Raw genomic sequence first — 22,688 nt, 5'->3', positions numbered from 1 at the left:
GATTAATTTTAATTTTTTTTATAAAAAATATTGTACTGCATTTTTGAAAATAGAATCTTGATGAACATGAGGTATATTTTTTAATAATCCATGATCATAACGTTCTGGATGAGTCATTCTTCCATAAATTTTACCATCTTCACTTAATAATCCCTCAACAGCTCCAATAGATCCATTAGGATTATATAATCTTTCTAAACTTGGGGTTCCTTCTAAATTTATATATTGTGTGGCTATTTGATTTTTTTTGAATAAATTATTTGTTATTTCTTCGTTAGCATAAAATCGACCTTCACTATGAGATATGGGAAGGGTATATATTTTATTTTTCATTCCTTTTAACCATGGAGATTGGTCCGAAATAACTTTTATATGTACGCATTGAGATATATGTTTTTCTATTTTATTATAGGCTAATGTAGGAGATTTATGTGTTCTCAAACAAATTTTTCCATAAGGTAATAATCCAGATTTAATCAATCCTTGAAATCCATTACAAATACCTAATATTAATCCATCTTTATCCAAAAAACGTTTTATAGCATCCTTAATATATGGATTATGCAAAATAGATACTATCAATTTAGCAGATCCATCTGGTTCGTCTCCTGCACTAAATCCTCCACAAAGCATGAATATTTGTGAAGATTCTATATACGTTTTCATATGAAATATGGAGTCGATAACATCTTTATTATTTAAATTTTTAAATACAAAAGTATTTACTATAGATCCCTCTTTTTCAAATGCACGAATGGATTCAAATTCACTATTTGTTCCAGGAAATATAGGAATAAATACACGTGGGGGCCCTTTTTTTTTCAATCTACATTTCCATATAATGGTATTTTTTTTTTGTTTTTTTTGTTTAGGGGTTTCTACTATTGTAATATTTTTTTTTATTTCTTCGCTAGAAGAAAAAATAGGAATAAAAGTTTTGAACCAATTATTTATAGATTCATTTATATCAATAGATATTCCATTAAAATTTAAATTTTTGGAAGAAACTATTTCTCCTATTGGAATAAAATTATCTGATATCGGAGATGAAGATTCTATAATCAAGGATCCAATGCTAGTTTCTAGTAAATTATTTTTACAGTTTATAATTACTCCTAAACGATTACCAAATGCCATTTTGGCAATAGCAACAGAAATTCCTCCATCTTTTACTGTTTTTGCAGAAACAATTTTTCCGGAATAAATACCCTCATAAACCTGATCATAAGCATTTTTTATAGAATCAAAATCTGGCATTTCATTTTTTAATGGATGATGATCATATAAATAGATCTTATTTCCTATTTTTTTAAATTCAGGAGAAATAATATTTGAACATGATCCTGTTGCTACTCCAAATGCAATGAATGTAGGGGGGACATGCATCATATTTTTATATGTTCCAGACATAGAATCTTTGCCTCCGATAGAAACTAATTCTAAGGACATCTGAGCATGATAAGCCCCTAACAAAGCCGCAAAGGGTTTCCCCCAATTTTCTGGATCATTCCCTAATTTTTGATAATATTCTTGAAAACTAAAATAAGTATTTTTATAATTTCCTCCCATAGAAACAATTTTAGAAATACATTCCACTATAGCATAAGCTCCTCCATGAAGAGGACTCCAAATAGAAATTTCAGGATGAAACCCCCAAGTAGCTAAACTTACTGTATTAGTGCTTCCTTGTAAAACAGGAATTTTTTGCACACTTCCTTCAGATGGAGTCATTTGATATTTTCCACCAAAAGGCATTAATACTGTAGTTCCCCCTACGGTACTATCAAACATTTCTACTAAACTTTTTTGAGAAGCTATATTTAATTGAGAAAGAGTATCTAAAAAAGTTTTTTTACTAAAAAAAAATTGTTTTGATTTTTTAAAAGGAGAAACTGAAGTAGGGGAATTCACACGAACAGATTTTTTTTTATGAGATCCTCTTGTATTAAGAAAAGAACTTTTTATATTAAATATTTTTTTTCCTTTATAATAAAAAATAATTTTTTTATTATCAGTAACTTCCGCTATAGGAATAGGACTAAGATTCTCTTTTTTAGCTAAGTAAATAAATTTTTTTACATTTTTTGGATCTAATACTACAGCCATACGTTCTTGAGACTCAGAAATAGCAATTTCTATAGCTTCTAAATCCGTATTTTTTACGGGTATTTTATCTAAATGAAGAACTAAACTATCGCTTAATTCTCCTATAGCCACTGCAGCTCCTCCAGCACCAAAATCATTACATTTTTTTATTAAAGATATAACTTCTTTTTTCCTAAAAAATCTTTGAATTTTTCTTTCTATTATTGGATTTCCTTTTTGTCTTTTTTGTATATTTTTTTGAAAGTTTATATCATCTTCTTTAGAAGAATCCGTAGCTCCTCCTATTCCTTCTCTTCCTGTTAATCCTCCAATTAATAAAATTATATCTCCTTTTTTTGGTTTTTTATATTTCACAAAATCAACGGGAACAGCTCCTATTACCATCCCTACTTCCATTCTTTTGGCTCTATATCCTTCATGATAAATTTCATTGACATGAGTTGTAGCTAATCCTACTTGATTTCCATAGGAACTATATCCATGAGCTGATTCAAAACATATTTTCTGTTGTGGTAACTTTCCATTAAAAGTTTTTAAATTTGTAGGATCAGCAGCTCCACTTAACCGTATTCCTTGATAAACAAAAGCTCTTCCAGATAATGGATCGCGAATAGCTCCTCCTATACAAGTAAAAGCTCCACTAAAAGGATCAATTTCCGTAGGATGGTTATGGGTTTCATTCTTAAATAGCAAATACCATTTCTCTTTTCTTTTATTATCGATCATGTCTACATCTACCATTATGATACATGCATTATGTTCATTAGATAAAACATAGTTTTTCAATTTTCCCTTTTTATAAAAAATTTTAGATGGAAGACTAGATAAATCCATAAAATTTATAGGATGTTTTGATCTTCCTATGAAATCTCTATCTTTTAAATATTTTCTAAAAATACTTTTATATGTATTTTTTAACAATCCATAAAAAGATATATTTACTAGTGTTGTATAAAATGTAGTATGACGACAATGATCGGACCAAAAAACATCTAAAATACGTAATTCTGCTTCTGTTGGATTTCGTTTTTCTTTATAAAAATATTTTTGTATAAATAATAAATCATTAATATTTATGGATAAATTCCATTTTTTATGAATTTTTTCTATTTTATTTATAGATAAATTTATAAAATTATCTACAATTTTAATATCATTTATTTTTCTATTATATCGTTTTTTTATATGAAAATGAGAAGCTGTATAATATTTTTTAATTTTATCAAAATCTTGTTTTTTATTTATTCCAATTAATTCAATAAATATACCTGTTTTTACAAAAACAGGAGGAGATTTAGGATCTAAAATTTGAATGCATTGCATAGCAGCATTGGCACGATCATCATTTTTAACAGGAATATAAAAATATGGATTATAAAAATGTATTTTTTTATGCAAAATATCTGTTACAGGATCAACAAAAATTGTTGATAAACTTTCTAAAAAAAGTTTTTTTTGGATATTAAAAATATCATATACATAATAAATAATAACTTCAGATAATGAAATATTCATATTTTTCAATTCACGATATAATTTTCTAGAATCAATATCAAAAGGAATTTTTTTTTGTATACAAATTCTAAAATTCATTATTTTTTATATATGTGTATTTAAACTTGTCTATCCATATTAGATATGTCAGAATCAATTAAATGATGAAATTTATTTAATATTGGATTAACTTTTGTATCAATAAATTCCAAAGTTTGATCTGAAGAAAAACCTATAAATTTTTTAGGATTGAGAATTTTACTCATTTTTTTTTCATTAATTGGTATTTTTTTATCTTGTAAAATACGTTGAATAAAATCATTTTTTTTTCCTTCTAATTTTATCTTTGAATTTGTTTTCATAGAATGAATTCGTATTCTTTCATGAATTTCTTGTCTATCAGCTCCATTTTTTACACATTCTACAATTAGATATTCAGTAATTAAAAATGGAAGTTCTTCTTTAATATGATTTTCAATTATTTTAGGATAAATAACTATATTTTCAAATATATTATTCCAAATCATTAAAATTGCATCCGTAGATAAAAATGATTGTCCTATAACCAATCTTCTATTGGCAGAATCATCTAAAGTACGTTCCAACCATTGAGTAGCTGCAACCATTGCTGAACTATTGGACAAAGAAATGACATACTTTGCTAAAGAAGCCATTCGTTCACTACGGATAGGATTACGTTTATAAGCCATAGCACTAGATCCAATTTGTTCTTCTTCAAAAGGTTCTTCCATTTCTTTTAAATTTTGCAATAAACGCAAATCATTACTAAATTTATGAGAAGACTGAGAAATATTGGATAATAAGTTTAATATTTGAGAATCAACTTTTCTATCGTAAGTTTGTCCTGTAATAGGAAAAACATTTTTAAATCCAAATTTATTAGATAATTTTTTTTCTAAATATTTTATTTTTTGTAAATCTCCATTAAATAATTCTTTGAAGCTAGCAGCTGAACCTACAGTTCCTTTTACTCCTCTAAAATGAATATTTTTTAATCTAAATTCTAGTTCTTCTAAATCTAGAAGTAAACTATGTATCCACAAAGCAGAACGTTTTCCTACAGTAGTTAATTGAGCAGGCTGATAATGTGTAAAGGCTAAAGTAGGGATATTATGATATTCTAAAGTAAAATTTCTAATTCGAAAAATGACATTGATCAATTTTTTTAGCAAAATTTTTAATCCATCACGAATCAAAATAATATCAGTATTATCTCCTAAAAAAGCACTTGTAGCACCTAAATGAATGATAGGTTTAGCTATAGTAGCCTTATCTCCAAAAGCATATAAATGAGCCATTACATCATGACGAAATTTTTTTTCATAAAAAGAAACCCTATTCCAATCAATATCATATAAATGATATTTTAAATCATGAATTTGTTCTTCGCTAATATTTAATCCTAATTCCTTTTGTATTTCTGCTAAATAGAACCATAATTTTCTCCAAGTCGTAAACTTTTTCTTTGGAGAAAAATTATATAACATTTCTTTACTACTATATCGTTCTATTAAAGGATTCTTATATTCTTTCACAAAAAAATATTTTTAAAAAAAAATATTATTAAATAAAAATTTATTTTTAATGATATTCTGATTCCTTTCAGAACCTACAGAAATTAATAAAATTTCTAATTTTAGATAATTTTCAATAAATCTAATATATTTTTTACAATTTTTTGGTAAATTTTCGTATTCATTAATGTTATATATGTCTTGTTCCCAACCAGGTAAATCTATATAAATCCCTTTTATAATATCTTTTTCTTCTATATTTGCTGGAAATTTTTTAATAATTTTTCCACGAAATTCGTATTTTATGCACACTTTAATAACTTCTAATTCGCTTAAAACATCCAATTTTGTAAAAATTAAGTAATTAATTCCATTAATCATACAAGAATATTTAAGAGCAATCAAATCTAACCATCCACATCTTCTTGGACGTCTTGTCGTTGAGCCATACTCATTTCCTTTTTTTCGTATAATATCACATATTCCATTTTTAATTTCTGTAGGAAAAGGTCCAAAACCAACACGTGTACAATATGCTTTTGCTACTCCTATAAAATTTTTTAAAAAATTAGGAGGAATTCCAGATCCTATACATACACCTCCTGTAGAAGCAGAAGAAGTTGTCACATATGGATATGTTCCATAGTTAATATCCAATAATGTAGCTTGAGCTCCTTCAAATAAAATTTTTTTTTCATGATAAAAAGCATAATGAATTTCATAGACTGCGTCTATAATACGATCAAAAAGAATTTTTGCATATTCTATATATTCTTCATATATAGATTCAAAATCAATAGGATTTTTTTTATAAACTTTTGTAATAATCTCATTTTTGAAAAATATATTCCATTTTAATTTTTTGTAAAAATTTTTTAGATTCAATAAATCTAATGCACGTATTCCCATACGTGCTATTTTGTCTTCATAAGTTGGGCCTATTCCACGATGGGTAGTACCAATTGATCTTTTTCCTAAATATTCTTCTTTATATTGATCTAGTAAACGATGATAAGGCATAGTAAGGTGTGCTCTTTTTGCTAAAAAAATTTTAGAAGTATTAATTTTCATTGATTCTAAATTTTTTATTTCTTGAATAAAACACTTTGGATCAATAACTACTCCAGGTCCAACAATACATTTTACATAAGGATAAATAACTCCAGAAGGAATTAAATGAAGAATAAAATAACGATTATTAATATGAATAGAATGACCAGAATTATTTCCTCCTTGATAACGAATTACATAATCTGAATTTTTAGAAAGCAAATCTGTGATTTTCCCTTTTCCCTCGTCACCCCATTGGAGACCAACAATCACATTTGAAGGCATAATATCTATATATTTTGATACTTTCAACAAAGTTAATTGTTATAAATAGATAATAAAAAATATTTTAATTTATTTTTTAAAATTTTGTTTTAGATGTTTATAAGCTAAATTAGTAACTTTTCTTCCTCTAGGCGTTCTAACTAGGTATCCTTCTTGTATAAGAAAAGGTTCATAAACTTCTTCTATTGTATCTGAATTTTCACTAATAGCTGTTGCTATAGTATTAATTCCTACAGGGCCTCCTTTAAAGTTATCTATAATAGACAAAAGTATTCTATGATCCATTTCATCTAATCCATATTGATCTACATTTAGAGCTTGCAACCCTAAATCACATATGTTTATATCAATAATTCCATTTCCTTTTATTTGCGCAAAATCACGAATTCTTCGAAGTAAAGCGTTAGCTATACGTGGAGTGCCACGACTTCTATTGGCAATTTCATAGGAAGCATCTTCCGTTATTGGAATATTTAGTAATTTTGCGCTTCGATGAACGATATCTTTTAATAATTTTTTTTCATAATAACTAAGACGAAGATTGATTCCAAATCTAGAACGCATAGGTGCGGTGAGTAATCCAGATCTCGTAGTTGCTCCTATTAAAGTAAAAGGAGATAAATCTATTTGTACTGATCTTGCGTTAGATCCAGAATTTATAATAATGTCTATTTTGTAATTTTCCATAGCAGAATACAAATATTCTTCAACTATTGGAGAAAGACGATGAATTTCATCAATAAAAATAACATCATTTAATTTTAAATGAATAAGTAATCCAGCTAAATCTCCTGGTTTATCTAAAACAGATCCGGAAGTTACTGTTATATTAACGCATAATTCATTAGCTACAATATGAGCTAGTGTAGTTTTTCCAAGCCCAGGAGGTCCATGAAACAAAATATGATCTAAGGCATCTTTTCTTTTTCTAGCAGCTTGAATAAAAATTTTTAAATTTTCCAATAGATCATTTTGACCAACAAAATCTTGAATTTTTTTTGGATTCAAAGATCCTTCTAAAAAAAATGACACGATATAATATTTAATTAAATTCAAATAATGTATATCCAAATATAAATAATAAAAAATTCCAGGATTTTAAAATATTTAATATAGGATAATTAGTTAAATCAAATTGAATAGGAACAATAGATATATATCCATTTTTTAATGCCCATTCATCTGTATCTACCCTTTTATCAAAATTTACAAAATCTCCTACTAACCAATAATAAGTTCTTCCTTTTGGATTATATCGTTTATAAAAACTTTCTTTCCATTTAGATTCTGACTGTCTGCATATTTTAACTCCTTTTATTTTTTCTTTTTTCAATTTTGGAATATTCACATTTAGACTAATTATTTTATCTGGAATAGGATTATTAATAATTTTTTTTACAATTTTACATACATATTTTTTTGAAGGTTCAAAATCAGCATCCCAATCAAAATCCAAAAGAGAAAATCCAACAGATGGAATACCTTCTATACTAGCCTCTATTACAGCTGATATTGTTCCAGAATACATGACATTTATGGAAGAATTTGATCCATGATTAATTCCTGATACACAAATATCAGGTTTTCTTGGAAGAATTTCATTAATAGCTAATTTTATACAATCTACCGGTGTTCCGGAACATTCCCATTCTTTTTGATTTCCATTATCAATTTTTATAGAATCACAAAACAATACGGTATCCATAGTTATTGCATGTCCAACTCCAGATTGAGGTTTATTTGGTGCTATAACATACACCTCTCCTAAAGAATTCATCGTATGAACTAGCGCTCTAATTCCTGGTGCTATAATACCGTCATCATTTGTTACTAAAATAATTGGTTTTTTATTCATTTTTTTATAAAAAAAAGCTATTTTTATTATTTATATATAATTTTACTATTATTAATTCAAATATCATTCCTTCATTGTGAATCAACAAATAAAAAAACTTAAATACATAATAATTGGTTTCATTTTTATTTTTTTATTGAGTTCTTGTTCTCCATTAGAAGAACAAGAAAAACATCGTATTCTACTAAAAATAATATATAAAACACTTGATTTTTTACATACGAAACCCATTCCTATTAATAATAATTTTTCAAAAAAAGTATATAATAAATATTTTGAAAAATTAGATAATCAAAAACGTTTTTTTATGCAAAAAGATATAGAAGATTTTTGTTTATATAAAGAAAAAATAGATGATTTTTGGATTAATGGTGATCCTACTTTTTTTAATATTATTATTAGACGTTTTTATAAAAGAATAAAAGAAGTGGAATCCATATGTTCTCAAATATTAAAAATACCTTTTAATTTTAATAAAAAAGAAATATATGTCCTTGGGAAAGAGGAATTATTTTATCCAAAAAATAAAAAAAAATGGATTGAAAAATGGAGAAAACATTTAAAATATTTGACTTTATTAGAAATAATAAATTTTATAAAACAAAAAAAATTAAATATTTTAAAACAAAAAATTTGGAAAAATGCATTCCTTCATGAAGAAAAAAAATCAAGAAAAAAAGTGGAAGAATATATAAAGGAATATTTTAGAAAATTAAAAATAAAAAAAGAATCCCATTGGTTTTCTATGTATGTGAATACAATAATTTCACAATATGATCCTCATACTAGTTATTTATCTCCTAAGGATAAAGAAATTTTTTATTTAAACATATCGGGAGAAACAGAAGGAATAGGGATTGAATTGCAAGATGATAAAGGATTAGCTACAGTAGTAAAACTTATTGTTGGTGGTCCTGCATGGAAAAGCAAAAAAATAGAAATAGGAGATAAAATTATACGAGTAGCAAAAGATCTAAATTCAGAATCTAAAAATATTGTAGGGATGTTGTTAGAAAATTATATTCGTTTGATAAAAGGTAAAAAAGGAAGCAAAGTAAAATTAACCATTCAGAAAAAAAATGGATCCATAGAAGAAGTAATACTTACTAGAGATATCATAGAAAAAAAAGAAATTTTTGCAAAAAGTGTTATCATATTGGATAATAAAAATAAATATGGTTTAATTTGTTTACCAGAATTTTATTTTAATCCTGAAAATAAGAATGGAAGAAATGCTGCTAAGGATATAAAACATATTATTCAAGAATTAAAAAAAGAAAAAATAAAAGGTATTATTCTAGATCTAAGAAACAATGGAGGGGGCTCTTTGGAGACTGTAATAAAAATTGCTGGTTTTTTTTTAGGAAAAGTTCCTATAGTACAAATAGGAAGATATAATAACAAAAAAAAGATACTAAAAAATAATGATCATCAAATATTATGGAAAGGTCCGATTGTAGTTATTGTGAATGAACTATCAGCTTCTGCTTCTGAAATTTTTGCTGCAGCTATAGCAGATTATAAAAGAGGAATTATTGTTGGAAGTAGTCAAACATATGGAAAGGGGACAGTACAAACTATTTATCCATTAAATAGATTTTTATTTTACAATGAAGAATTAGGGGCTTTAAAAATTACCGTTAATAAATTTTATCGTATAAATGGAAATTCTACCCAATTAAAAGGAGTTAACTCAGATATTGTTATTCCAAATTATACAAGTAATATATTATTAAATTTTATGGAAAAAAATCAAAAAAATTCTATGAAATGGGATTATGTAGATCCTATTCCGTTTCATTATTGTAATAATAATTTAGAAAATATTAAGTATAAAAGCATAAAAAGAATAAAAAAAAATAAAAATATAATGACTATTTATAAAATCATAGAATCCATACAATCATTAGAAAAACAATTTTCGAATAGAAAACAATTTTCTTTAAATTGGAAAGAATTTTATTATGATAATTTAAAAATAAAAAAAAGAAACGAAAATTTTTATCAATTAATAAATTATTTGAATATATATGGATTACGAGCTTTTCCTATTTCTTATAAAATTATTTTAAATACAAAAAAATTGGAATTTAAAGAACAATTAGAATGGAAAAAAAATTTAAAAAAAGATTATTCTGTGTCAGAATGTGTTAATATATTGCGTGATTTTAATGAAGCCTCATAATATAATAGGTTTATAAACTTTGGCAACATCAGCTATTGCATCGTTTTTTTTTAAATTTATTAATCTAACTCCTTGAGTCGTTCTCCCCATAACTCGTATATCTGATACAGATATACGTATAATAATTCCTGATTTTTTAATAATCATCAAATCATCTTGACTTGTAACATATTTTATAGATATTAAATTTCCTGTTTTTTGAGTAATGTTTATTGTTTTTATTCCTTTTCCCCCACGATTAGTGATACGATAATCTTTTATATTAGATCTTTTTCCAAATCCTTTTTTAGAAACTACCAATATATGTCCTTTTTCTTTTCCTTCTACACATATCATTCCAATCACTATATCCTCCTTTATTGTAAAATGAATTCCTATCACTCCAGAAGAAGTTCTTCCAGTTGAACGAACTTTATTTTCTGAAAAACGAATTATTCTTCCACTTTTTACAGCAATAAAAACATGACTATCTCCTTTAGTTAAAATAGCTTCTAATAAAGAATCTCCTTTACGAATCACGATAGCATTAATTCCATCTTTTCTTGGACGAGAGTAGTTTTCTAAAGAAGTTTTTTTAATAAAACCTTTTTTAGTAACCATCATCACGTAATAATCTTTAACATATTTTTTATTAGTAAGATCTCCAGTTAATATGTAAGCATTTACTTTATCATTTTGTTGAAGATGAATAATGTTTTGTATAGCCCTTCCTTTAGAAATTTTGGATCCTTCTGGAATTTCATATACCCTTAACCAAAAACATTTTCCTTTTTCTGTAAAAAAAAGCATATATTGATGATTGGTCGCTATAAGCAAATGTTTAAAATAGTCTGATTCTCTAGCAGTAGCTCCTCTATTTCCTACTCCACCTCGTCCTTGTCGTTTATACTCTGATAAGGATGTTCTTTTAATATAACCAGCATGAGTAATAGTAAGAACTACTTGTTCGTTTTCAATTAAATCTTCTATATTTACTTTATTACCTGAATAATCAATCTGTGTTCTACGTGGATCTTGATATTTTTTTTTGATATCTAAAAGTTCTTCTTTGATAATTTTTGTTCTTATAGAATATTGTACTAAAATATTTTGAAAAAATTCTATTTTTTTTACTAATTCGTCATGTTCCTTTTTAAGCTTATCTAACTCTAAAGAAGTAAGACTTTGTAATCGCATATCTAAAATAGATTTAGATTGATTTTTTGATATATTAAATTTTTTTATCAATCTATTAGAAGCTTCATAATGGGTATGAGATTTTTTGATTAATTGAATCATAATATCTAAATGATTTAATATTTTTAAAAAACCCATCAAAATATGAACACGATCTTGACACTTTTTTAATTCATATTTTGTTCTACGAATAATAACATGATGTCTATGATTTACAAAATGTTGAATAAAATCCTTTATATTTAATTGAACTGGCTTCCCGTTTACTAATGCTATATTATTGACATTAAAATAAGTTTGTAAAGATGTGTATTGAAATAATTTATTCAATAGTATATTAGAATTTGTTTTTTGTTTAAGAATATAGACAATACGTAATCCATTTCTATCCGATTCATCTCTAATTTGATAAATTCCTTCCATTTTTCCTTCTTTCATTAATTCTACAGTTCTAGCTATCATATCCGCTTTATTTACTTGATAAGGTATTTCATCTACAATAATACATTGTCTACCCTGAATTTCTTCTAAATGAACTTTTGCACGTAAAACAATACGTCCTCTTCCAGTATGAAAAGCATTTTTAACTCCATCATAACCGTAAATAATTCCTCCTGTAGGGAAATCTGGAGCTTTAATATATTTCATAATTTGTTCAATAGATAAATCATTGTTATTATCTATGTAAGCACAAATAGCGTTTATTGTTTCTCTTAAATTATGAGGTGGAATATTCGTAGCCATTCCTACTGCAATTCCAGAAGATCCATTAATAAGAAGATTAGGAATTCGTGTTGGTAAAACGGTAGGTTCTTCTAAAGAATCATCAAAATTTAATTGCATATCTACCGTTTCTTTTTTTATATCTAACAACATTTCCTCAGATATTCTTTTCATTCTAACTTCTGTATAACGCATAGCTGCAGGAGGATCGTAATCTAATGATCCAAAATTTCCCTGTCCATCTATTAATGGATAACGAAGTATCCATTTTTGAGCCATACGAACCATAGTATCGTAAACAGAAATATCTCCATGTGGATGATATTTTCCTAATACTTCTCCAACAATACGAGCAGATTTTTTATAAGAACTATTAGAAAAAATTCCTAATTGAAACATTCCATAAAGTACTCTTCTATGTACAGGTTTTAATCCATCTCTAGCATCAGGAAGTGCCCTAGATACAATAACAGACATAGAATAATCTATATAAGATGATTTCATTTCATCTTCAATATTTATGGATATCAATTTTTCTTCTTCACTCATTTATGTGATGATATTTTTTTTATTTAAAAATTTTAATATAAAGAATATTAATGAATTAAGAAAAAATGTTTTATTTCAAAAAAACTTTCTTTTATCAAAAAATATGGAACAACACAGTTATAGGAACATTTTCCTATTTTTTTTAGTAAAGAAAATTGAATTTTATTTTTTTCATTTTTTTTATCATGATCCATAATCATCAATATTTTGTTTACTTCTAAATCAGAAAAATTATAAATTTTTTTTTGCATTGGATACAATGCAAAAAGTGTAGATTTAATTTCTTTATAATCATCCATGGATAACCCATTAATTTTGTAAGAAATCCAAGATTCACAAATTATTCCCATAATAACGGCTATTCCATGTAATATTTTTTTTTTATCCATAAAATAACTTTCTAATGCATGTCCAATAGTATGTCCAAAATTCAAAATTTTTCTTAATCCTTTTTCTTTAGGATCTTGATCCACAATTTTTTGTTTAATGAATATAGATTGATGGATTAAATTATTCCATTGATTGATATCTATCTCTGTGACATTTTTAATTTTATTCATTTTATTCCAAAAATTTATATCTGCTATCAATCCATGTTTTAACATTTCCGCCATTCCAGAAAGAATTTCTTTTTTAGGAAGCGTTTTTAAAAAATTAATATCGATAATTAAAAATTCTGGAATATAAAAAGATCCAATTTCATTTTTAATGTAATCTAAATTTACACCAGTTTTGTATCCTATAGAAGCATCCACCATTCCTAACAAAGTTGTAGGTATATTAATAAAACAAATTCCTCGTTTAAATATAGATGCAACAAATCCTCCAATATCTGTTATTACTCCTCCTCCTAAATTGATAATTAAACTTTTTCTAGTAGCTTTAAATTTATCCAAATATTTGCATATATGAATACATGTATGTATATTTTTTTCTTTTTCTCCTGATTTTATTTTAATGATATTAGATTCTTTTAAAAAATTTATGCGAGAAAATAAAATTGGAATACAATATTTATAGGTAACATCATCTACTAAAATAAATGTATTTTTTATGTCCTCTACTTTATTTAGTAGATAATTTTTTAATATTTTATAAGCTTTTTCATTAAAAAAATACATAAATTCTCCATTATTTTTCATTTTTATGCATAAACTTGGCTTTGAAAAACAAAAATAACCAATTTTTTTATTAATCCATAAAATGAAATATTTTATATAACCAAAAAATTATAAACATAAAACCTACTAGTAAAAAAAATATATTAGGAATCCATCCAAAAATATTAATAAATTTGAATAAACACTGCATAAAAATATGTTTTTTTTCAAATTTAAAAATAAATCTTTTTTAAGAATTTTTCTAAAAAATGGAAATATTTAACTTTGTATTTCATTATCATGTTTGTATAATGTCATATTTTTGGGATGTTTTTCAACATCTGTTCAATCCTAGATGGATATTTTTATATTTTGGAAATACAGCTTTGTTTATTATTTTAGCAATTGTTTTTGCAGAAACGGGGTTTTTTATTGGATTTTTTTTGCCAGGAGATTCTTTGTTATTTACTGCAGGGATCTTTGGAGAAGATTTATGTAAAAATTTTTATGATGTTCCTTTTTTTGTTATTATTTTAATTATAGCAGGTGTAGCGACTCTTGGAAATATGCAAGGATACTGGGTAGGATATAAATCAGGAAAATTATTGTATAAGAAAAAAGATTCCTTTTTTTTTAAAAAAAAACATCTTATTTTAGCAAAATTATTTTATAATAAATATAAAAAAACTGCCTTAATCATGAGTCGTTTTCTTCCCATGTTTCGTTCTTTTGCTCCTATTATAGCCGGAGCTATACGTATGGATTTTAAAAAATTTATGATATATAATATTATTGGAGCACTTTCTTGGACATTTTCTATAATGCTGGCTGGACATTATCTAGATAAAAATTTTCCTGAATTAAAAAATCATCTAGAATGGATTATTTTATTGATTATATGTACTACAACTATCCCTATTTTTCTGAAACTAAGAATAAAGAAAAAAACACTAATATAAGTTTTTTGGATAAATTCTTTTCAAGAAAAAAAATTTTTGTATCAGAGCTATGCACTTATTTTTCATAATTCCAGATATAAATTTTGTTTTTGGATGTAATTTAATACCATAATACATAAATCCTCTTTGATTAGGAGCTCCACAAACTACTCTACCTATTTTAGACCAAAATAAAGCCCCTGCACACATAATACATGGTTCTAGAGTTACATATAAAGTACATTCTCTGATGTATTTTTTACCAAGAAAATTAGAAGCTAAGTTTATTACCAACATTTCAGCATGTGCAGTAGTATTACTTAAAGTTTCAGTTAAATTATGAGCTTTTGCTATAACTGTGTTTTCATATATCATGGCTGCGCCTATAGGAACTTCATTTTTATAAAAAGCAATAAAAGCTTCTTTTAAAGCTATTTTCATAAAATAAAGATCTTGTACCATTATTTTTTTTCTTTTTTTTGATCTTCTTTATTTTCTTCTTCTTCTTTATCCACTTTAGTTATACGAGAATTTTTAACTCTTGCTATAAGTGAGTGAGAAGGATGTAATATAGTATATTGATTATTATATAAATTTTCAACTGTTATTCTATCTCCTATATCTAAAGAACTAATATCTAATTTTATATATTCTGGAATATTAGATGGAAAGGCTTTTACTTTTATTTTTCTAACAGTAGAATAATATTCTCCACCTTTAATTACTCCAATAGGCCTTCCAAAAAATTTTATAGGAATTTCTAATATAATAGGTTGTAATTCATCAATTATGCAAAAATCAGCGTGCAATATTTCGTTTTTAATAGAATCAAATTGTATTTCTTTTTGTATCGCATTTATGTTTTTATCATATCCCTCTATTTTAATAATTACTCCATATACTTTTGTTGTGTATACTATTTTTTTAAAACTTTCTAATGAAGTAGAAAATGGTATATTTATATTTTTTCCATATAAAATACATGGAACTTTTCCAGAAAGTCGAATGGAACGAACAGATTTTTTTCCAACATTCCTTTTCTCACCGTATATATTTATATATTTCATATAATAAATTTATTACTAATGGATTCATCGTTATGTACTGATTGCATTACTTCCGCAAAAAGTGGAGCACAAGATAAAACTTTAATCTTATTATTATTTATTTTCTTTATAGGAATAGTATCTGTTACCACTAATTCTTCAAGTACCGATTGATTAATTTTTTCATATGAATTTCCTGATAAAACTGGATGAGTCGCTATGGCACGTACACTTTTAGCCCCTTTTTTTTTTATTAAGTTTGCAGCTTCTGTTAAAGTACCTGCGGTATCTACCATATCATCTATGAGTATAATATTTTTTTCTTTAACATCTCCTATAAGATTCATAAATTCTATTTCGTTTGCTTTCTTTCTTTCTTTATAACAAATAACTACATCTGTACCTAAATAACCAGCATAACTTCTAGCTCTTTTAGCTCCTCCCATATCTGGAGAAGCAATAGTTAATTGATCAATCTTTAATTTTTTAATGTAATCAATAAATATCCTAGATGCATACAAATGATCTACAGGTATATCAAAAAATCCCTGAATTTGATCTGCATGTAAATCCATAGTCATGACTCTAGTCGCTCCTGAAGCGACCATTAAATTTGCTACAAGTTTTGCAGCAATAGGAGTTCTAGGTTTATCTTTATGATCTTGTCTAGCCCATCCAAAGTATGGAATAACAAGTGTTATATTATGAGCAGAAGCTCTACGTGCAGCATCGCACATCAATAATAATTCCATTAAATTGTCTACTGGAGGAAAAGTAGAACCAATCAAAAATACTTGAGATCCACGAACAGATTGTTCAAAACATGGAGTATATTCCCCATCACTGAATTCTAAAAATCTTACTTTACCAAGAAAAGTCCCATAATAATAAGCTATATTATTAGATAATTTGAACCCGCTTCTTGTAGAAAAGAAGAGAAACTTTTGATTCATAGTTCTGTTTTTTTTATGCAAAAATACTCTTTAAATTAAATTAAAAAATAAACTACTCATTATGAAACAATACTTAAATCTATTAAAAAATGTATTAAAAAACGGAATTAAAAAAAAAGATCGTACTGGTATAGGTACAATAAGTATATTTGGATCTCAAATGAGATTTGATTTGGAAAAAGGCTTTCCTCTTTTAACTACTAAAAAATTAAATGTACGATCAATTATTTATGAATTATTATGGTTTTTAAAAGGAGATACTAACATCCAATATTTAAAAAATAATAAAGTAACTATTTGGGATGAATGGGCTAATGAACAAGGGGAATTGGGTCCAATTTATGGATTACAATGGAGAAAATGGCCAACCTATGATGGACATTTTATTGATCAAATAGTTAATCTTATAAAAAAAATAAAATTTAATCCAAATTCTAGGCGTTTAGTTGTTTCTTCTTGGAATGTAGGAATGATTAAAAATATGGCATTACCACCCTGTCATTTGTTATTTCAATTATATGTATTTAAAAAAAAATTATCATTACTTTTATATCAGAGAAGTGCAGATATTTTTCTTGGATTACCTTTTAATATAGCTTCTTACGCATTATTACTTACTATGCTTGCTAAAATTCTAAATTTAAAAGAGAAAGAATTTATACACACTATAGGGGATGCTCATATTTATAATAATCATATAGAACAAGTAAAAATGCAATTGAAAAGAACTCCAAAGCCCCTTCCAAAAATTATATTGAATTCTGATGTCCAAAACATTTTTGAATTTGGGTTTGAAGATTTTAAATTAAAAAATTATAATCCTTTTCCTCATATTAAAGGAGACGTAGCTATTTAATTTTACTTCCTTTTTAATAACCAATTTTTAAAAACATTAAAATCATTGGATAGGGATGTTTTTTTTATTTTTTTCTTTTTTTTTAAAAAAACTTTCAATTTTTTAGGAAAAAAAATTTTTTTTCGTAAAAAATACGGCATATGATCTAAAAATTTAATAGGGTGTGCCGTTTCTAAAAAAATAGCTGTATTTGAAGTATTTTTACTTTTATGTAAGTATTGTCTTAGTCCCAAATAACCAATAGCTCCATGAGGATCTAGCATATATTTATGCTCTTTCCATACCATTTCTATAATAGCTAATGTTTCTTCATCCGTAAATTTATAGGAATATAGTTTTTTTCTTAATTGATGTATATTTTTTTTATATAAAAAATCCCATATTCTAGAAAAATTACTTGGATTAGATATATCCATAGCATTTGATATCGTTTTTTTTACTGAAATAGGATTATATTTTTCATATTTTAAAAATCTAGGAATGGTGTCATTAATATTTGTGGAAGCAATAAAAAATTTTATGGGTAAACCCATTTTATCAGCCATCATTCCTGCACAAATGTTTCCAAAATTTCCACTAGGAACTGAAAAAATTAATTCTATAGAATCTTCTATTATTTGTCTATAAGCTAAAAAATAATAAAACATTTGAGGTAGCCATCTAGCTATATTAATAGAATTAGCAGAAGTTAATATATATTTTTTTTGTATTTCTTTATCTAAAAAGGCGTTTTTAACCATATTTTGACAATCATCAAAACTTCCATGAATTTCTAAAGCGAATATATTATCTCCTAAGGAAGCAATTTGTTTTTCTTGTAAAGAACTTATACCATTATAAGGATATAAAATTATAACTTCTATTCCAGGTTTTTTATGAAATCCTTTAGCTACAGCACCTCCAGTATCTCCTGAAGTAGCTACTAAAACTGTTACATCATTTCCTTTTTTTTTGGAAAAAAAACTTAAACATCCTGCCATAAATTTAGCTCCTACATCTTTAAAAGCTAAAGTAGGTCCATGAAATAGCTCTAATACGTGAATATTATCATGAATTTTTTGTAATGGAAAAGGGAAATTCAAAGTTTCATGAATGATATTATATATCAATTCTTCTGGAATGGATTTTCCTATATAAGGTTTTATAATAGACAATGCAATTGTATAAATATCACTTTTTTTAAGTTTTTGAAAAAATTCAGGTTTTAGTTTAGGAATATGTTCAGGTATGTATAATTCTCCATCTGGTGCTAACCCTTTTAAAACAGCATACTCAAAAGAAACTAAATTTTTATGATTTTTTAAACTATGATACAACATCAAAAATTATTTTTAATTCTTTAAAGAATTTTAGCCCACTGAACTCCTTGTTGATTAATAGGAGAAGTATAAGTTTTATAATCTACTTTTAATGGAGAATAAACATGATTCATCACTTCAGTAACTTTTTTTGCTATATGAGTTCCTTTGCTTAACATAAATACCGAAGGACCTGATCCAGATATACCTCCACCTAAAGCTCCTATTTCTTTACATTTCATTTTTAATTCATAAAATGCTGGAATAAGCATTGATCGTATAGGTTCAACAATAACATCTTCTAGAGATCGGCTTATTAACCCATAATCTTCTTGATATAAACCTGCTACTAATGCGCCTATATTTCCCCATTGTATAATCGCATCAGTCATTAATATTTTTTGTTTTAATATTTCTCTAGCATCTGATGTTTTTATTTCAATTTGTGGATGTATTATGCTCACCCATAATTTATTTGGAGTATGTAATTTTGTAATATCCAAAGGTTTGTAGCTTCTAACTAAGGTTACCCCTCCCATAATAGCAGGAGCTACATTATCCGCATGAGCTGTTCCACTTGCTACGCGTTCTCCTTCCATAGCAAAACGTATTAACTGTATGTTAGTAAAAGGATTTCCTAATAAAATATTTGCTCCATAAACTACTCCAGCTGCACTAGCTGCACTAGATCCTATTCCACTTCCAGGATGTATATTTTTAATTAATTCTATTTCAAATCCTATTTTTTTTTCATTTTCAAACTTTTGTTGAAATTTTTTTAAAAAAAACTGTAAGGCTACAAAAGCTACATTTTTTTTTGGATCATTAGGTAATGATGTTCCATGTATTTTATTGATCCGTATTCCTGGTTTATTAGATTTATATAAAAAAATTTCATCTTTTGGAAAATCCAAAGCTAATCCAATAACATCAAACCCACAAGCTAAATTAGCTACGGTAGCTGGTGAAAATATTTTTATCCCCTTCATGATTTTTATTTAGTAGCTTTAATAATATCTGAAAAAACTCCAGATGCCGTAACTTCTGCTCCAGCACCTGCTCCTTTTATAATAAGAGGTTGTTCTGCATAACGATATGTATTATACAAAACCATATTATCCTTTCCTTCTAATTGAAAAAATGGATGACTTTGTTTTACAGATTCTAATCCAACAGAAGGAAATCCATTTTCATAACGTGCAATAAAACGTAAACGTTTTTTATCTTTTTCTGCTTTATTTCTTATATTAAAAAAATAATCTCTATATTTATGTAATTCTTGATAAAAATTATCTATAGAAGTAGAATTTAAACAAGTTTCAGGAAGAAATGATTTCTGATGAATATCACTAAGTTCTAACGCATATCCACATTCTCTCGCTAAAATAAGTATTTTTCGCATAACATCTAATCCGCTTAAATCAATGCGAGGATCAGGTTCTGTATATCCTTTTAATTGAGCTTCTTTTACTACTTCTAAAAAGGATTTTTCTCCTATAAAATGATTAAATATAAAATTTAAACTTCCTGATAATACAGCTTCTATTTTATTTATTTTATCTCCACTATTTATAAGATCATTTAGGGTACTAATCACTGGAAGACTAGCTCCTACATTAGTTTCAAATAAAAATGGAGCTTTGAAATGCCTAGAAAGTGTTTTTAATCTTTTATAATGATCATAATCAGAAGAACAAGCTATTTTATTACAGGTAATGACTCCAATTCCATTTTTCAAAAATTTATCATAAATCATCGCCATATCTTCACTAGCTGTATTATCAACAAATAAACTATTTCGAAAATTAAATTTCCATACTTTTTCCATAAAAGAATATATGTTCATTTTATGTCCTTCTTGTTTAAGAAGGTTTTTCCAATGATCTAAATTTATTCCATGATCATTAAAATACATTTTTTTGCTATTAGCTAATCCAATGACTCTAACTTGAAGCTTTAATTCTTCTAATAAATAATTTTGTTGTTGATCTATCTGTTCTAGCAATTTACTACCTACTTTTCCAACTCCACAAATGAAAAGATTAATTTGTTTTGGTGGACTTTCAAAAAAAGCTTCATGTAAGGTATTTAATGCTTTTTTTAAATCTGCTTTTCTAATAACAGCTGATATATTTTTTTCAGTAGAACCTTGCGCAATGGCTCTAACATTAATACTATTTCTTCCTAAAGAAGAAAACATTTTTCCACTAGTTCCATGTAGATTTTTCATATTATCTCCTACTACTGCAATAATGCAAAGATTTTTTTCTATTCTTAATGGATCAATACGTCTTTGATGTATTTCTTGAGCAAATTCACTATCTATTACAACTTTTGCTTTAATTATATCCATTTCATGAATTCCTGTAGTTATTGAATGTTCTGAAGAACTTTGAGTTATAAATATTACATTTATTTTTTCACGTGATAAAGCTTCGAATAAACGTTTAGAATATCCTGGAATTCCTACCATTCCACTTCCTTCAAGAGTAAGTAATGCCATATTTTGAATTCCAGAGATTCCTGTAACAGGTTGACTAATATTTGTGTTTTTACTAATATAAATTAAAGTTCCTGGATCTAAAGGAGAAAAAGTATTTTTAATTTGTATGGGAATATGTTTTTTCATAGCAGGTAGTATTGTAGGTGGATAAATTACTTTTGCTCCAAAATGCGATAATTCCATAGCCTCTTCATAAGAAATTTCTTTAATAGGAAAAGCTTGATTAACAATTTTTGGATTAGCCGTCATCATTCCACTTACATCTGTCCATATTTCAAGTAAACTGGCAGATATAGCTGCAGCTAAAATAGCAGCAGTATAATCAGAACCTCCTCTTCCTAGAGTAGTAGTCTCTTTTTCCAAAGTAGAACCTATAAAACCTGGTAAAATAACATATTCATATGTTTTTTCACGAAAAAATTGAGCAATATGATGATTGCTTATAATAAAATCTACTTGCGCACATCCAAATTGAGAATCGGTAATAATTAAATCTCTACTATCTTTACAAATTGCATCTAATCCAGATTGTTTTAATTTTTCTGCAATGAGAAAAGAAGAACTTAGTTCTCCAAAACTCATGATTTTATCTAAAGAACGTTTTGAAAGTTCTTCTACTTGAAAAATACCATCACATAAACTTTCTAAATCGTTTATATTTTTTTTAATCCAACTAATTAAATGACTTTGATAGTTAATTGGGAACAATTCTCTTATGATATTTAGATGACGAATTTCTATTTCTTCTAATATATTTTTATAAATATTATTCCTTTCAGAAGCTAATTGACCACATTGTATTAACTGGTCCGTAATATTTCCTAATGCGGAGACAACAATAGCGTATCTTTCTTTTGGTTTATTTCTTAATAAAGAACAAATACGTTTAATGGCATTAGAATGTGCGACGGAACTTCCCCCAAATTTTAAAACTTGCATTTTTTAATTATTTTTTTTTAAACATTAAAATAATTTTTCCATTATTTGATGATAACAAAAATAATGATAATTTATAGAGACTGTTTTTTTTACTGTA

The 22,688-nt window shown here is 26.2% G+C and carries 16 protein-coding genes; 3 read left to right on the top strand and 13 right to left on the bottom strand.

The genetic code is table 11. From position 1 onward, the window contains the following. Positions 1–18 precede the first annotated feature (18 nt). The 5 genes from H0H59_RS00765 to surE form a co-directional block, all read right to left on the bottom strand. Positions 19–3,699: a phosphoribosylformylglycinamidine synthase gene (locus H0H59_RS00765; protein WP_185862264.1), complete on the bottom strand. Its 3,681-nt coding sequence runs from the start codon at positions 3,697–3,699 to the stop codon at positions 19–21. 20 nt (positions 3,700–3,719) lie between these two features. Then, a complete protein-coding gene (gene purB / locus H0H59_RS00760; protein WP_185862263.1) occupies positions 3,720–5,156 on the bottom strand; it encodes an adenylosuccinate lyase in 1,437 nt (478 codons plus the stop codon). A gap of 12 nt (positions 5,157–5,168) precedes the next feature. Then, entirely contained in the window at positions 5,169–6,470 is a 1,302-nt protein-coding gene (locus H0H59_RS00755; protein WP_185862410.1) for an adenylosuccinate synthase, read from the bottom strand. 69 nt (positions 6,471–6,539) lie between these two features. Further along, positions 6,540–7,502: a Holliday junction branch migration DNA helicase RuvB gene (gene ruvB / locus H0H59_RS00750; RefSeq protein ID WP_185862409.1), complete on the bottom strand. Its 963-nt coding sequence runs from the start codon at positions 7,500–7,502 to the stop codon at positions 6,540–6,542. A 10-nt stretch (positions 7,503–7,512) separates the two neighbouring features. Continuing rightward, positions 7,513–8,325: a 5'/3'-nucleotidase SurE gene (gene surE, locus H0H59_RS00745; protein WP_185862262.1), complete on the bottom strand. Its 813-nt coding sequence runs from the start codon at positions 8,323–8,325 to the stop codon at positions 7,513–7,515. A gap of 73 nt (positions 8,326–8,398) precedes the next feature. On the opposite strand from surE, the gene H0H59_RS00740 reads away from it, so the two are divergent. After that, on the top strand, positions 8,399–10,510 hold the full coding sequence (locus H0H59_RS00740; RefSeq protein ID WP_394798652.1) for a carboxy terminal-processing peptidase: 2,112 nt from the start codon (positions 8,399–8,401) through the stop codon (positions 10,508–10,510). On the opposite strand, the gene gyrA is transcribed toward H0H59_RS00740, so the two are convergent. Then, the gene (gyrA, locus tag H0H59_RS00735; protein ID WP_185862260.1) at positions 10,505–12,958 is read right to left on the bottom strand and encodes a DNA gyrase subunit A; all 2,454 of its coding nucleotides are present in this window, start codon (positions 12,956–12,958) and stop codon (positions 10,505–10,507) included. The two genes, H0H59_RS00740 and gyrA, sit on opposite strands and share 6 nt — an antisense overlap. 47 nt (positions 12,959–13,005) lie before the next feature. Beyond that, the gene (gene aroB, locus H0H59_RS00730) at positions 13,006–14,100 is read right to left on the bottom strand and encodes a 3-dehydroquinate synthase (RefSeq protein WP_185862259.1); all 1,095 of its coding nucleotides are present in this window, start codon (positions 14,098–14,100) and stop codon (positions 13,006–13,008) included. A gap of 269 nt (positions 14,101–14,369) precedes the next feature. Here aroB and H0H59_RS00725 point away from each other — a divergent pair, with 269 nt between their 5' ends. Further along, positions 14,370–15,017 carry a DedA family protein gene (locus H0H59_RS00725; RefSeq protein WP_185862408.1) on the top strand — a complete coding sequence of 216 codons (648 nt, stop codon included), beginning with the start codon at positions 14,370–14,372 and terminating at the stop codon, positions 15,015–15,017. Here the strand turns inward: H0H59_RS00725 and H0H59_RS00720 are convergent. The 3 genes from H0H59_RS00720 to H0H59_RS00710 are packed head-to-tail and all read right to left on the bottom strand — an operon-like array spanning position 15,009 to position 16,995. Next, positions 15,009–15,458: a nucleoside deaminase gene (locus H0H59_RS00720; protein WP_185862258.1), complete on the bottom strand. Its 450-nt coding sequence runs from the start codon at positions 15,456–15,458 to the stop codon at positions 15,009–15,011. The genes H0H59_RS00725 and H0H59_RS00720 overlap by 9 nt on opposite strands. Continuing rightward, the gene (locus H0H59_RS00715; RefSeq protein WP_185862257.1) at positions 15,458–16,063 is read right to left on the bottom strand and encodes a 50S ribosomal protein L25; all 606 of its coding nucleotides are present in this window, start codon (positions 16,061–16,063) and stop codon (positions 15,458–15,460) included. The genes H0H59_RS00720 and H0H59_RS00715 overlap by 1 nt, the downstream gene beginning before the upstream one ends. Beyond that, positions 16,060–16,995: a ribose-phosphate pyrophosphokinase gene (locus H0H59_RS00710; RefSeq protein ID WP_185862256.1), complete on the bottom strand. Its 936-nt coding sequence runs from the start codon at positions 16,993–16,995 to the stop codon at positions 16,060–16,062. The genes H0H59_RS00715 and H0H59_RS00710 overlap by 4 nt, the downstream gene beginning before the upstream one ends. Before the next feature lie 61 nt (positions 16,996–17,056). Here H0H59_RS00710 and H0H59_RS00705 point away from each other — a divergent pair, with 61 nt between their 5' ends. Next, a complete protein-coding gene (locus H0H59_RS00705) occupies positions 17,057–17,851 on the top strand; it encodes a thymidylate synthase (RefSeq protein WP_185862255.1) in 795 nt (264 codons plus the stop codon). 2 nt (positions 17,852–17,853) lie between these two features. Here H0H59_RS00705 and thrC read toward each other — a convergent pair whose 3' ends face one another. Genes thrC through thrA form a run of 3 tightly spaced genes read right to left on the bottom strand, consistent with a single transcriptional unit; the run spans position 17,854 to position 22,591 of the window. Next, positions 17,854–19,170 (bottom strand): threonine synthase, encoded by a 1,317-nt coding sequence (gene thrC, locus H0H59_RS00700; RefSeq protein ID WP_185862254.1) that lies wholly within the window; start codon positions 19,168–19,170, stop codon positions 17,854–17,856. A 20-nt stretch (positions 19,171–19,190) separates the two neighbouring features. Further along, positions 19,191–20,138 carry a homoserine kinase gene (locus tag H0H59_RS00695; RefSeq protein WP_185862253.1) on the bottom strand — a complete coding sequence of 316 codons (948 nt, stop codon included), beginning with the start codon at positions 20,136–20,138 and terminating at the stop codon, positions 19,191–19,193. A 5-nt stretch (positions 20,139–20,143) separates the two neighbouring features. After that, on the bottom strand, positions 20,144–22,591 hold the full coding sequence (thrA, locus tag H0H59_RS00690) for a bifunctional aspartate kinase/homoserine dehydrogenase I (RefSeq protein WP_185862252.1): 2,448 nt from the start codon (positions 22,589–22,591) through the stop codon (positions 20,144–20,146). Positions 22,592–22,688: the final 97 nt, after the last annotated feature.

This window comes from Blattabacterium cuenoti, from assembly GCF_014251715.1.
Lineage (GTDB): Bacteria > Bacteroidota > Bacteroidia > Flavobacteriales > Blattabacteriaceae > Blattabacterium > Blattabacterium cuenoti_M.
The sequence above is the reverse complement of the archived record's forward strand: the minus strand, read 5'-3'. Positions and strand labels throughout refer to the sequence as shown.